The organism is Herbaspirillum sp. FG34, from assembly GCF_057809315.1.
In genome coordinates this window covers 74,312-87,721 of the sequence record NZ_JBMDJS010000003.1, presented here as the reverse complement: position 1 = coordinate 87,721, position 13,410 = coordinate 74,312, and the positions used below count along the sequence as shown (strand labels likewise).

Genomic DNA, 13,410 nt, shown 5'->3' with positions numbered 1-13,410 from the left:
GCATATGGATATCAAACGTACCGTCCTGTGGGTTGTATTCTCCTTCTCCCTGCTACTGCTGTGGGATGGCTGGATGCGCCATAACGGACATCAGTCGATGTTCTTCCCGTCGGCCACCCCGACTCAGGAGCAAGCCGCCGCCAATCCGGCCGCACCCACCGCCAGCCCGACCGGGTCCCCCGTGCCGCAGGCCGGCACGCCCGCACCGGCACCTGGCGCCGTGCCGGGGGCTGACGTGGCTGCCGCCACCAAGGGCGAAACCATCACCATCACCACCGACCTGGTCAAGGCCAGCATCGATACCGTGGGCGGTGAGTTGAAGCGCCTGGAATTGCTGAAGCAACCGGACGTGGTCGACCCGACCAAGAACGTGGTGCTGTTCGATTCCGAACCGGGCCACATGTACCTGGCCGAGTCGGGCCTGATCGGCGGTCCCTTCCCCAACCACAAGACCCTCTTCACTGCCCAGGCCGGTCCGCGTACGCTGGACAATGGCAATGAAATCCAGCTGGTGCTGGTGGCCGAGCAGGGTGGCGTGAAGCTGACCAAGACCTACACCTTCAAGCGCGACAGCTACCTGATCGACATCAAGCACACCGTGACCAACACCACGGGTGCGGCGATCAATCCTTCGCTGTACCTGCAACTGGTGCGCGACGGCAACAAGCCCGGTGGCGAATCGCACTTCTACAGCACCTTCACCGGTCCTGCGGTGTACAGCAACGCCGAGCATTTCGAGAAGCTGGACTTCGAGAAGATCGCCAACGGCAAGCAGCAGCACGTCAACAAGGCTGACAATGGCTGGTTCGCCATGGTGCAGCATTACTTCGTCTCGGCCTTCATCCCGCCCGAGAAGGCGCAGCGCGACATCTTCAGCAAGAAGGTCGGCGACAACCTGTATGCGGTCGGTTCCATCCTGCCGCTGGGCACCGTGGCACCGAACGCCAGCGTGACCATGGACAGCCAGCTGTATTCCGGCCCGACCATTTCCAAGACCCTGCAGGCCATTGCCCCGGGCCTGGATCTGGTGCGCGACTACGGCCACCTGACCGTGATCGCCGAGCCCATCTTCTGGCTGATGACCCACATCCACAACCTGGTGGGCAACTGGGGCTGGACCATCATCCTGCTGACGGTGCTGATCAAGCTGGTGTTCTTCCCGCTGTCGGCCGCCAGCTATCGCAGCATGGCCAAGATGAAGGCGGTCTCGCCGAAGATGCAGGCCATCCGCGAACGCCACAAGGGTGATCCGCAAGCCATGAACCGCGAGATGATGGCGCTCTACAAGACCGAGAAGATCAATCCGCTGGGGGGCTGCCTGCCCATCGTGATCCAGATCCCGGTGTTCATCTCGCTGTACTCGGTGCTGCTGGCATCGGTGGAAATGCGCGGCGCGCCGTGGCTGGGCTGGGTGCATGACCTGACCGCACCTGACCGTCTGTTCGGCACCATCCCTTACTTCAACATGCCCATCGGGCTGTTGCCGATCATCATGGCGGCGTCGATGTTCCTGCAGACCAAGCTGAACCCGACCCCGCCGGATCCGGTGCAGGCCAAGGTGATGATGTTCATGCCGCTGGTGTTCTCGTTCATGTTCTTCTTCTTCCCGTCCGGCCTGGTGCTGTACTGGGTGACCAACAACATCCTGTCGATCACGCAGCAATGGGTGATCACCCGCAACATCGATAGCGGCAAGACCAAGTAATCCGGTTCTTGCAGGCCATCAAAGGAAAAACCCGTGGAATCCACGGGTTTTTTTTCGGTCGTACCGGGCAGGCAGGTTTAACATGGCTTTACGTCGTTGCTCCGAGGGGGAGCAGCGGCGGTCTCACCTCAACACAACAACAAGTACTCGCAGATGACTTTCGATTCTTCTCCCATTGCCGCCATCGCCACCGCACCCGGACGCGGAGGCATTGGCGTGGTCCGCATTTCCGGCAAGAACCTGGCGCCGGTGATGCGCGCCGTCTGTGGTCGCGACAGCCTGTCGCCGCGTCATGCCACCTATCTGCCTTTCCTCAACGAGGATGGCAGTCCGATCGACCAGGGCCTGGCGATCCATTTCCCGGCCCCGCATTCCTACACCGGGGAGGATGTGCTGGAGTTGCAGGGGCACGGCGGCCCGGTGGTGATGCAGATGTTGCTGGCGCGCTGTGTGCAGGCCGGCAGCGAGATCGGTCTGCGCCTGGCCGAGCCGGGTGAATTCACCCAGCGCGCCTTCCTGAACGACAAGATCGACCTGGCCCAGGCCGAGGCCGTGGCCGACCTGATCGAAGCCACCACCGAGGCGGCGGCCAAGTCGGCCTCCGAATCGCTCTCGGGCGCCTTCTCCAAGGTGATTCATGAGCTGGTGGACCAGGTCACGCGCCTGCGCATGCTGGTGGAAGCGACGCTGGATTTCCCCGAGGAGGAAATCGATTTCCTCAAGCAGAGTGACGCCCGCGGTCAGTTGGCCACCATCCGCGCCACGCTGGAAGAGGTCTTCAGGCATGCGGCCCAGGGGGCCTTGCTGCGTGATGGATTGAATGCGGTGCTGGCCGGCAAGCCCAACGTGGGCAAGTCCTCGCTGTTGAACGTACTGGCCGGATCGGATGTGGCCATCGTCACGCCCATCGCGGGCACCACGCGCGACAAGGTGACGCAGACCATCCAGATCGAGGGCATGCCGCTGAACATCATCGATACCGCCGGCATTCGCGAGGCCGGCGAGGATGGCAGCGGCCCGGATGAAGTCGAGCGCATCGGCATCGAGCGCACCTGGGCCGAGGTGGCCAAGGCCGACGTGATCCTGCACATGCTGGACGCTGACCGTGGCCCTACGCTGGAAGATGAGAAGATCACCGCGCGCTTTCCTGAAGGCGTACCCATCATCCGCATCTGGAACAAGATCGACCGCTCCGGCCACAAGCCGGCCGTGGATACCATGCCCGATGCCACGCACGTTTACCTTTCGGCGGCCGAAGGACAGGGCGTGGACTTGTTGCGGGCCGAATTGCTGCGCATTGCTGGCTGGCAGCAGACAGTGGAGTCGCGCTATCTGGCCCGCGAGCGTCACTTGCTGGCGTTGAAGGCGGCCGATGAGCACCTGGCCCATGCGGCGGCGCATGCGGCGCTGGACAATGAGGCCGGTGAACATGCGCTGGATCTGTTTGCGGAAGAACTGCGGCTGGCGCAGGAGCGCTTGTCCAGCATCACCGGCAAGTTCACGCCGGATGATTTGCTGGGGGTGATCTTTTCGCGCTTCTGTATCGGGAAATGAGCTTGCTCCCAAGTCGGAGCATGTCGTGTTAGGGCGACAACAAGTTACCCGATCCTGACAGATAGCTCACAGTCCACTGCACAATTGCAACGGATGTTACAGCGTGTAAAAACGTTGGAGGCGCAAGAGGGGCATCGTTATTCTGAAGTTCCTCCCCCTCCAATTCATCACCCCTGAGAATTGGATTTAACCCGCCACCGCAAGGTGCGCGGGTTTTTTTATATCCATACCGATCTGTCCAGGCTCTGCAGCAAAGGAGCGGCGCTGCTAAGATGCCAGCTGCCTGAATTCATCCCTCTCACATCACCATAGGAAAAAGAGCATGTCCGCCAATCCGCGCAACGCTGACTATCCCATTGATCCGCAATTCCTGAACCGCTGGTCTCCGCGCGCCTACAACGGTGCCGAGATCTCTGAAGAAACCGTCCTGACTTTCCTGGAAGCCGCCCGCTGGGCGCCCTCGGCCTACAATGCGCAGCCCTGGCGCTTCGTCTACGCGCGTCGTGGCACGCCGGCCTGGGACAGCCTGCTGGGCCTGTTGAACGAATTCAACCGTAGCTGGTGTGCCAATGCTTCGGCGCTGATCGTGGTGTTGTCGCGGACCGTGATGGTGCCGCCGGGTGCGACCGAGGCGGTGCCTGCGCCGACCCATTCCTTCGACACCGGCTCGGCCTGGGGATATCTGGCCTTGCAGGCGTCGCTGTCGGGCTGGCATGCGCACGGCATGGCCGGTTTCGACAAGGACCGCGCCCGCACTGAACTGAATGTGCCGGCTGAATTCTCGGTGGAAGCCATGGTGGTGGTGGGCAAGCTGGGTGACAAGTCGGTCCTGCCGGAAGGGTTGCAGGCACGTGAAGTGCCCAGCCCGCGTGAGCCGCTTTCCAAGCTGGCATTCGAGGGCAAGTTCAAGGCATAAGGCCTGCTCGTAAAATATTTCGCAATTTTCTAAAAAAGGCCTGGCTTTTTGAAAAAGCCTCTCCTATAATAGCGATCTTTCAGCAAGCAAGGACAGCTGAAACGGTTTTAGGAGTGGTAGTTCAGTTGGTTAGAATACCGGCCTGTCACGCCGGGGGTCGCGGGTTCGAGCCCCGTCCGCTCCGCCAGATAAAACGCCTCATTCGCAAGAATGGGGCGTTTTTGTTTTTGCGCTTTCTTCTTCGTGCGATCAGCGTGAATCTGAAAAAAGCCGATGCAGCCCCAAGATACATCGGCTTCTTCACAAGACAGGCAAGACCTGTTAGCCCTTCGCCTTACCACCCGACAACTGCTCCACCACCTGCCTCGGCGCTTCGGCATAGTGCTTGAACTCCATCGAGTAAGTCGCCCGCCCCTGTGACAATGACCGCAGCGTGGTCGAGTAGCCGAACATTTCCGACAGCGGGACTTCAGCACGCACCAGCTTGCCGCCGCCCACGATGTCTTCCATGCCCTGCACCATCCCGCGCCGCGACGACAGGTCGCCCATCACGTTGCCCATGAATTCCTCGGGCGTTTCCACCTCGACCTGCATCATCGGTTCCAGCAGCATCGGACCGGCACGCTTCATCGCTTCCTTGAAGGCCATGGAGCCGGCCATGCGGAAGGCGTTTTCGTTGGAGTCCACATCGTGGTACGAACCGAAGGTCAGCGTAGCCTTCACGTCCACCACCGGGTAACCGGCCAGCACGCCCGCCTTGAGCGACTCCTGGATACCCTTGTCGACCGCCGGGATGAATTCGCGCGGGACCACGCCACCCTTGATGGCATCGACGAATTCATAGCCCTTGCCGGCAGGCTGCGGCTCCAGCTTGATCACCACGTGGCCATACTGCCCGCGTCCACCGGACTGCTTGACGAACTTGCCCTCGACATCTTCCACGCCTTTGCGGATCGCTTCGCGGTAAGCCACCTGCGGCTTGCCCACCGTGGCCTCGACGTTGAACTCGCGCTTCATCCGGTCCACCAGAATTTCCAGGTGCAGCTCGCCCATGCCGGACATGATGGTCTGGCCCGATTCCTCATCGGTATGCACGCGGAAGGACGGATCTTCCTGCGCCAGGCGATTCAGGGCGATGCCCATCTTTTCCTGGTCGGCCTTGGTCTTCGGTTCCACTGCCTGCGAGATCACCGGCTCAGGGAAGATCATGCGTTCCAGGATGATGGGATGTTCCGGATCCGACAGCGTATCCCCGGTGGTCACATCCTTCAGACCCACGGCAGCGGCGATGTCACCCGCAAACACTTCCTTGATCTCCTTGCGCTCGTTGGCGTGCATCTGCAAGATGCGACCCAGGCGTTCCTTCTTGCCCTTGACCGGGTTGTAGACCGTATCGCCCGAATTGACGATGCCGGAATACACGCGGAAGAAGGTCAGCTGCCCCACGAAGGGATCGGTCATGATCTTGAAGGCCAGCGCCGAGAACGGTTCCTCGTCCGAGGGATGGCGCTCGATCTCGCTGTCATCTTCGCCATGCCCGGCGATGGCCGGCACGTCGACGGGCGAGGGCAGGTAGTCGATTACCGCATCCAGCATGGCCTGTACGCCCTTGTTCTTGAAGGCGCTGCCAGCCAGCATCGGCACGATCTCGTTGGCCACCGTGCGCAGGCGCAGGCCGCGCTTGATGTCGTCTTCGCTCAAGGGATTGCCGGAGAGATATTTCTCCAGCAGTTCCTCATTGGCCTCGGCGGCCTGCTCGACCATGTGATCACGCCACTGGCGTGCGGTGTCCTCCAGCTCCAGCGGGATGTCTTCATACTTGAACAGCACGCCCTGGCTGGCTTCGTCCCAGATGATGGCCTTCATCTTGACCAGGTCGATCACGCCCGAGAAATGGTCTTCCGCGCCCACCGGAATCTGGATGGGGACGGCTTTGCCTTTGAGGCGTTCCTCGATCTGCTTCTGCACGCGGAAGAAGTCCGCACCGATGCGGTCCATCTTGTTGACGAAGGCAATGCGCGGCACCTTGTACTTGTTGGCCTGGCGCCAGACGGTCTCGGACTGCGGCTGCACGCCGCCCACCGAGTCATACACCATCACCGCGCCATCGAGCACGCGCATGGAGCGCTCCACTTCGATGGTGAAGTCCACGTGACCGGGGGTGTCGATGATGTTGATGCGATGCTCGGGATAATTGCCGGCCATGCCCTTCCAGAAGGCCGTGGTGGCCGCCGAGGTGATGGTGATGCCGCGTTCCTGCTCCTGCTCCATCCAGTCCATGGTGGCCGCACCGTTGTGCACTTCACCGATCTTGTGGTTCACACCCGTATAAAAAAGAATGCGCTCGGTGGTCGTGGTCTTGCCCGCGTCGATATGCGCGCTGATACCGATGTTGCGGTAGTTTTCTATTCGGGTCTTGCGGCTCATGGCATGTCCTTTCGATGGGTGCCGTCAAATGCTGGATTCAGTACTGCCGGGTTAATGTTTGATTAGGGCCTGTTCACATTCAATCTGTGAGATGCGTTGCCCCCAGAAGGCGTGGTGGCAAGGCGCGCGTCAGGGCTGGTGGTGGTGCCACCAGCCCTGACGTGCAACGCGGCCAGCGCGCCTTCTGGGGGCAACCCTCCGGGAGAGGCCGCCAAGCGTCGCCTGCCGTTGTTGCAGCTCCTTGCCGTGGCACCACCACGGCGCGTCGCTGCGCCTAGGCAGACAACGCTTGGCGACCTCTCGCACTCACAGATTGAATGTGAACAGGCCCTAATGATGTTGCTCATTACCGTTTATTTATGTAATGAGCATTAGATAATAGGAACGTCTTCCCCAAAGTTCAAGGGCTGGCGATTTAATTTTGTAATGCCGACTAAATTAAACTACACTTCTCCGCAACACCATTACCGCCAGGGGTAATGCCCCGCAAAGGAAACCGATGATAAAAACCCGTGGCCGTCCGCGCAGCTTCGACCGCGACCAGGCGCTGCAGCAGGCCATGCAAGTGTTCTGGAGCAAGGGCTATGAAGGCACCACCATGGCCGATCTGTGCGAGGCCATCGGCGTGAAGGCACCCAGTCTCTACTCGGCCTTCGGCGACAAGGATGCGCTTTTCCGCGAAGTCATGGAGGTTTACTCGCGCACCATCAGTGCCGAACCGCTGCGCCTGTTGCAGGCCGGCAAGGGTATTCGCGAAGACCTGCAAGCCATGCTGCGCGCTAGCGTGCGCATGTATTCGGGCAAGACGACGGTGCCGGGCTTGCCGGCGGGAAAGGGGTGTATGGTCGTGATTTCAGCCATCAACTGTGCGCCCGAGAACAGCCAGCACAGTGATGCGCTCTCGCAACGCCGCCACAAGCGCCGCAATGAAATCCGCGCGCGGCTGCTGCAGGCGCAGCGCGAAGGGGAGATCCGCGCCGATGCCGATGTCACGGCGCTGGGCGATTTCTACACCAGCTTTCTCAATGGCCTGGCGCTGGGTGCGCGCGATGGTGTCTCCAGCGCGCGACTGGCCGCCACGCTGCCGCATGCGATGCTGCCGCTGGAAAATGTGCTCGTGGCGCCCCCTGCCAGGATCACCGAGGCGCAACGACGCGCATGAAAAACGGGAGCCCATGGGCTCCCGTTGTCGTGATGCAAATAGGGCCGCTTGAGTTCAGGCAGCCTGCGCCAGCGTCCCGTCGTTCTCCTTCAACTGCCCGCCCAGCGCGTCGACCAGTGCCGAGAGCAGCTTGGCCAGCTCACCGGTCATCAGCATGAAGTCGCCGTCGAAGCGCTCATCGTCGTTCTTGCCGGCGATCTCGCTGTCTTCCTTGAGCACGTCCAGCGGCGCGATGCGCTTGACCGACAGGTTCTCGGTCAGCACGAAGGAGACCTTGTCGGCCCAGGTCAGCGCCAGGCGCGTACACTGCTTGCCGGCCTCGATATGGCGGCGGATGTCGTCGGCTTCCAGCGTGTGGCGCACGTAGCGCACCGTCGCCTTGCTCTCGGCGGTGGAGCGCAGCTCGGTATCCTGGTCCACGGTGAAACCGTTGGGCGCTTCGTCGCTGGCCAGCCAGTCGGTCATGGCCGCTGCCGGCGACATGACGGTGCGCAGCGTTTCCAGCGGGAACTTGGGGATGGCCTTGAAGAGCAGCTTCAACACTTCCTCGGCCTTGGAGGGCGAGCCGGCATCGACCAGCAGCCAGCCATTGACCGGATCGATCCAGACCCAGGTGCTGCGCACCACCGAGAAGGCGCGCGGCAGCAGCTCATCCGTGACTTGCTCCTTCAATTCCTTGGTCTGCTTGCGGCCCGGCGGGAAACCTTGCTGTTCTTCCAGCTCGGCGGCACGGGCCTTGGTCACCTGGTTGATGACGGTCGAGGGCAGCAGTTTCTTCTCGGTATCGAGTTTCAAGAGCAGCTGGCGGTTGACCACATGCACCAGTTTTTCATTGTTGCGCGGCGGCACCCAGCCCTGGCTCTGCATGTCCAGGCTGGAGCAGGCGGTGAAGGCCTGCGGCGCGAGATGGGATTCGAGTTCGTCGGCATGGATCGCCCACGGTGCGGGCAGACGGTAGATCTGGAGATTCTTGAACCACATAGGTTTCCGGAGCAGGGCAAAGAGGGAAAGGGGGAGATTTTACACGCCCGTCCTGCCGCAAGCGATGTCGGATTGTCCACGCTTGCAGTTAAATTTTCCATGGCCGGGCTGGCCGCAGAGCTCGCTGGAAAAACGCACAGAAAGTTCGCAGGAAAATGGATCAGCCGGCAAACGGCAATTCCGCCTGCACCGCCTGTGCGGCCGCCGCAAGCTCATCCTTGCGCGAGAGCGCACCCACGCGCACTCCGAGCAGGCGCAGCTTCTTTTCCAGCGGTACGCGCTTCAGACATTCCCCTGCCGCCTGTCGGATGGTGGCGGCGTCCCCGGTGGGCGAGGGCAGTGTCACATCGCGCGTCACACCCTGGAAATCGGCGTATTTCAGCTTGATGCCGATGGTGCGGCCGACATAGCCCTTGCGCTCCAGGTCGCCGGCCAGCTTCACGCACAGGGCCGTGAAGATTTCGGAGAGTTGCGCGCGGTCGGCACGCGCATGCAGGTCGCGTTCGAAGGTGGTTTCCCGGCTGATGGATTTGGGTTCGGAATACGTCTGTACCGGGCGATCATCGACGCCCTGCGCCACGCGTCCCAGCCACTCCGAATAACTGCGCCCGAAATGTGCACGCAGCAATTCAGGCGAGGCACGTGCCAGGTCGGCCACGGTCTCGATGCCCAATGCTGCCAGCTTCTCGGCGGCCTTCGGCCCGATGCCATTGATCTTGCGCGTCGGCAGCGGCCAGATGCGGCGCTCGATATCCTCGGGCGTGAGAATGGTGAGCCCATCGGGTTTGTCCAGCTCGGAAGAGATCTTGGCCAGCATTTTGTTGGGGGCCACACCGACGGAGCAGGTCAGGGCGGTAGCCGCATGCACCGCATCCTTGATCTGACGCGCGACCTCATGCGCGGTATCGGGCCACGCAGAAAGATCGATGTAGATTTCATCGATGCCGCGATCCTCGATCAGCGGGGCGATGCTGCGCACCGCTTCCTTGAACAGGCGCGAATACTTGCGGTAGGCCTCGAAGTCGGTCGGCAGCAGGATCGCGTCCGGTGCCAACTGGGCCGCCTTCATGATGCCCATGGCCGAGAACACGCCCAGCGCGCGCGCCTCATAGGTGGAGGTGGTGACCACGCCGCGCCCAGCGTAATCGCGCATGCGGAAATACTGGCGCGAGCCGTCGGGCAATTCTACCGGCCGCGTGGCCGAGCCGCCGCCGATGACCACGGCTTGGCCACGCAGGTCGGGATAGCGCAGCAGTTCCACCGAGGCATAGAAAGCATCCATGTCGAGGTGGGCGATGCGGCGTTCGTGGACCATGGTGGTGCGAGCAGCGAAGAGAAAGCGTAAGCGGTGCGATCAGTAATGCGGCGGCTTCTCGTTGGCGGCCGCGCGGTCCTGGCTGGTGTCGGACAATTCCTTGAAGCGCTTGGCCAGGGCATGCAGCAGCATGTCCAGTTCCTCGATCTTCTTTTCCTGGCGATAGACGGTCTGGTTCAGTTCGTCCAGCAGGTGTTCCTGATGGGCGATCTTCATTTCCAGGTCGATGAGGCGGTCGTCTTGGGTCACTTGTGTTCTTCCTTGGAGGTGTTGCTCAGACTGGCGGCACGGTCGTCGCTGATGAGCCAGTGCAGGACACCAGCCGCCGCGGCGCGGCCGGTGGCAAAGCAGGCGGTGAGCAGGTAGCCGCCGGTGGGCGCTTCCCAGTCCAGCATCTCGCCGGCGCAGAATACGCCCGGCAGGGCGCGCAGCATCAGCGCATCATCGAGCGCCTCGAAGCTCACGCCCCCGGCGCTGCTGATGGCTTCGGCGATGGGGCGCGGGCGTAGCACCGTCAGCGGTAGAGCCTTGATGGTGCGCGCCAGCTTGCCCATGTCGGCGAAATCCTCCTTGCTGACCAGCTCGCGCAGCAGTCCGGCCTTCACGCCCTTGAGATGCAGGCGGCTTTGCAGGTGGCTGGAGAGCGAACGCGCACCACGCGGATGGGCCAGTTCGGCTTCCACTTTTTCCAGCGGCCAGTCGGGCAGCAGGTCCAGGTACAGGCGCGCCGAGCCTTCTGCGGTAATGGTGTCGCGCAAGGCCGAGGACATCGCATAGACCAGGCTGCCTTCGATGCCCTCGGCGGTGACGATGAATTCGCCGCGACGATTCTGCACGCCGCCGCTGGGCAGCGCCGTGCTGGCCACCACCGGCTTGACCGGTTCGCCGGCGAAGCGGCTGCGGAAATGTTCGCTCCAGTCCAGCTCGAAGCCGCAGTTGGACGGCAGCAGCGGGGCGACTTCCACCTGACGGGTTTGCAGCAGCGGCACCCAGCTGCCGTCCGAACCCAGGCGCGGCCAGCTGGCCCCGCCCAGTGCCAGCACCACGGCATCGGCTTGGACATCGGTGTGGCCATCAGGATGGGCAAAGCGCAGTGCGCCGTCTTCCTGCCAGCCCAGCCAGCGATGGCGCATGTGGAAGCGCACGCCGGCCTCGCGCAGGCGATGCAGCCAGGCGCGCAAGAGCGGTGCGGCTTTCATCTCGCGCGGGAAGACGCGGCCGGAGCTGCCCACGAAGGTCTCTATGCCCAGGGCGTGTATCCATGCGCGCAACTGGTCGGCATCGAAGCGGCGCACGAAGGGCGCCACCTGTTCACGGCGATTGCCGTAGCGAGGCAGGAAGTCGGGTTGCGGTTCGGAGTGCGTGATGTTCATGCCGCCGCGTCCGGCCAGCAGGAATTTGCGACCGGCCGAGGGCATGGCGTCGTAGACGTCCACGGCGGCGCCTTGTGCGGCCAGGACTTCGGCGGCCATCAGGCCGGCCGGACCGGCGCCGATCACGGCCACGCGGCGACTGCCGGGAGCGAGTTGGGGAAGAGTGTGCATCGATGTCATGCGCGGCATGATACCGCCCGCCTGCCACTAGCGCACGTCATCCCTGCGTTCAGCGGCGATGCGGGGTGCTGTATTTGTTTTCCAGTCGCGCCACCACCAGTGCCAGGCAGATGGTCATGGAGAAATACAGGATGGAAATGGTGATGTACGGTTCCCAGTAACGGGCATAGGTGCCCGCCACGGTGCGCGCGGCATAGGCCAGTTCGGCCAGGCCGATGGCCGAGACCAGCGAGGAATCCTTGAGCAGCGTGATGGCTTCGTTGCCCAGCGGCGGCAGCATGCGGCGAAACGCCTGCGGCAGCACCACGTAGCGCATGGTCAGGCCATAGTTCATGCCCAGGCTGGCCGCAGCATAGGACTGGCCGCGCTCGATGGACTGGATGCCGGCGCGGAAGATCTCGGAGATGTAGGCGCCGGCATTGAGCGACAGCGCCACCGTGCCCGAAAGGAAGGCGCCGTAGTCCTGCTTGATGGTGCGTGCCAGTTCCCCGGTGATGAGCAGGCCGTGTTCCTGTTGCACCAGCAGTGGCATCACCGCGAAGTGGATCAGCATGATCTGCACGAACAGCGGCGTGCCCCGGAAGAAGGCGACGTAGAAGCCGGCCAGCCAGCGCAGCACCTTCAGCGGCCACTTCCAGGGGCCGTGCGGCACCTCGGCCAGGCGCAGCATGCCCACCAGCAAGCCGATCACGGTACCGATCAGAATACTGATCAGCGACACCTGCAAGGTCATGAGAACGCCCTTGGCGAACAGCGGCGCGTAGCCTTGGATGATGCTCCAGCGGAAATCCATGTCGGACTCGATTGGGGATTGGAAAAATCAGTTTCTGGAAGGACAGGACGGCGGCAAACTGCCGCCGTCGCCGGGGAGGTGCTGCCGACAGTCTGCGGACGGCGCTTACTTGCCGAAGTAGTGTGCGCTGATGGCGGCGAAGCTGCCATCGGCCTTCATTTCGGCCAGGGCCTTGTTGATCTTGGCCAGCAGTTCCGGATCATCCTTGCGCACGGCGATGCCGTAGTCTTCCTTGGGGAAGCTCGGATCGGTGACGGTACGCAGCTTGCTGTTGGGGTTGTTGGCGATGTAGTTCTTGACCACCGGTTCATCGGCCACGACGGCATCGACGCCGCCGTTTTCCAGTTCCTTCAGGGCCAGCGGGGTGGAGTCGAAGCGCTTGATCTTGGCGCTGTTCTTGCCCAGCACCTGCTGCACCAGTTCGTCGCCGGAGGTGGCGCTCTGGGTGCCCACGGTCAGGGGCTTCAGGTCTTCCATCTTGCTGACCTTGGACTCTGCGGCCGGCAGGGCGATGGTCTGGGTAGCCACGAAGTAGGGATCGGAGAAGGCCACCGACTTCTTGCGTTCATCGGTGATGGTGATGGCCGAGATCAGCAGGTCGCGGTCACCTTGGGCGAGGAAATTGAAGAAGCCTTCGAAGGGCGTCGGCACGAACTTGACTTCGATGCCGATCTTCTTGGCCAGGGCCTTCATGACGTCGATGTCGAAGCCGACCACTTCCTTCTGTTCGTTTTCGGAGGAGAAGGGGGCGTAGGCCGATTCCACGCCGACCACGTAGACGCGGGCGGCAGCGGCTTGCGGTGCAGGGGCAGCGGCGCTCTTGTCTTCCTGCTTGCCGCAGGCGGCCAGGCCCAGCATGCCGACGAAGCCGGCGGTCAGCGCCAGCGTACGGGCGTGGCGGGAGAACATCTTGATCATTGCTTGATTTCCTTGTCTGGAATGGTTGGGGCAACAGGGGCAGGCGAGCGGGTAGCGCGGCGGGCGGTGTTGCTTGTGTGAAACTC

The 13,410-nt window shown here is 62.4% G+C and carries 11 protein-coding genes and 1 tRNA gene; 5 read left to right on the top strand and 7 right to left on the bottom strand.

Annotated elements, in window-relative coordinates:
- Nucleotides 1-4 precede the first annotated feature (4 nt).
- From yidC to ACODSZ_RS04560, 4 genes are all read left to right on the top strand, one after another.
- On the top strand, nt 5-1,705 hold the full coding sequence (gene yidC, locus ACODSZ_RS04575; protein ID WP_175343976.1) for a membrane protein insertase YidC: 1,701 nt from the start codon (nt 5-7) through the stop codon (nt 1,703-1,705).
- 153 nt (nt 1,706-1,858) lie between these two features.
- Entirely contained in the window at nt 1,859-3,259 is a 1,401-nt protein-coding gene (mnmE, locus tag ACODSZ_RS04570) for a tRNA uridine-5-carboxymethylaminomethyl(34) synthesis GTPase MnmE (RefSeq protein WP_488927126.1), read from the top strand.
- A gap of 322 nt (nt 3,260-3,581) precedes the next feature.
- The gene (locus tag ACODSZ_RS04565; protein ID WP_175343978.1) at nt 3,582-4,175 is read left to right on the top strand and encodes a nitroreductase family protein; all 594 of its coding nucleotides are present in this window, start codon (nt 3,582-3,584) and stop codon (nt 4,173-4,175) included.
- Nucleotides 4,176-4,285: 110 nt separating this feature from the next.
- Nucleotides 4,286-4,362: transfer RNA gene (locus tag ACODSZ_RS04560), tRNA-Asp, on the top strand.
- Nucleotides 4,363-4,496: 134 nt separating this feature from the next.
- Here ACODSZ_RS04560 and fusA read toward each other — a convergent pair.
- On the bottom strand, nt 4,497-6,602 hold the full coding sequence (gene fusA, locus ACODSZ_RS04555) for an elongation factor G (protein WP_175345147.1): 2,106 nt from the start codon (nt 6,600-6,602) through the stop codon (nt 4,497-4,499).
- A gap of 499 nt (nt 6,603-7,101) precedes the next feature.
- Here fusA and ACODSZ_RS04550 point away from each other — a divergent pair, with 499 nt between their 5' ends.
- Nucleotides 7,102-7,764, top strand: coding sequence for a TetR/AcrR family transcriptional regulator (locus tag ACODSZ_RS04550; protein WP_008332915.1), 663 nt, complete (start codon nt 7,102-7,104; stop codon nt 7,762-7,764).
- Nucleotides 7,765-7,818: 54 nt separating this feature from the next.
- Here ACODSZ_RS04550 and ACODSZ_RS04545 read toward each other — a convergent pair whose 3' ends face one another.
- From ACODSZ_RS04545 to ACODSZ_RS04520, 6 genes are all read right to left on the bottom strand, one after another.
- Nucleotides 7,819-8,745, bottom strand: a complete 927-nt coding sequence (locus tag ACODSZ_RS04545; RefSeq protein ID WP_175345121.1) for a recombination-associated protein RdgC — start codon at nt 8,743-8,745, stop codon at nt 7,819-7,821.
- 160 nt (nt 8,746-8,905) lie between these two features.
- The gene (locus tag ACODSZ_RS04540) at nt 8,906-10,060 is read right to left on the bottom strand and encodes a DNA polymerase Y family protein (protein ID WP_488927125.1); all 1,155 of its coding nucleotides are present in this window, start codon (nt 10,058-10,060) and stop codon (nt 8,906-8,908) included.
- Nucleotides 10,061-10,099: 39 nt separating this feature from the next.
- Nucleotides 10,100-10,309 carry a SlyX family protein gene (locus ACODSZ_RS04535; RefSeq protein ID WP_008332911.1) on the bottom strand — a complete coding sequence of 70 codons (210 nt, stop codon included), beginning with the start codon at nt 10,307-10,309 and terminating at the stop codon, nt 10,100-10,102.
- On the bottom strand, nt 10,306-11,604 hold the full coding sequence (locus tag ACODSZ_RS04530) for a TIGR03862 family flavoprotein (protein WP_488927124.1): 1,299 nt from the start codon (nt 11,602-11,604) through the stop codon (nt 10,306-10,308). Before ACODSZ_RS04530 ends, ACODSZ_RS04535 begins: the two co-directional genes overlap by 4 nt.
- Before the next feature lie 58 nt (nt 11,605-11,662).
- Nucleotides 11,663-12,406, bottom strand: coding sequence for an amino acid ABC transporter permease (locus tag ACODSZ_RS04525; protein ID WP_175345118.1), 744 nt, complete (start codon nt 12,404-12,406; stop codon nt 11,663-11,665).
- Nucleotides 12,407-12,511: 105 nt separating this feature from the next.
- On the bottom strand, nt 12,512-13,324 hold the full coding sequence (locus tag ACODSZ_RS04520) for a basic amino acid ABC transporter substrate-binding protein (protein WP_175345117.1): 813 nt from the start codon (nt 13,322-13,324) through the stop codon (nt 12,512-12,514).
- Nucleotides 13,325-13,410 lie beyond the last annotated feature (86 nt).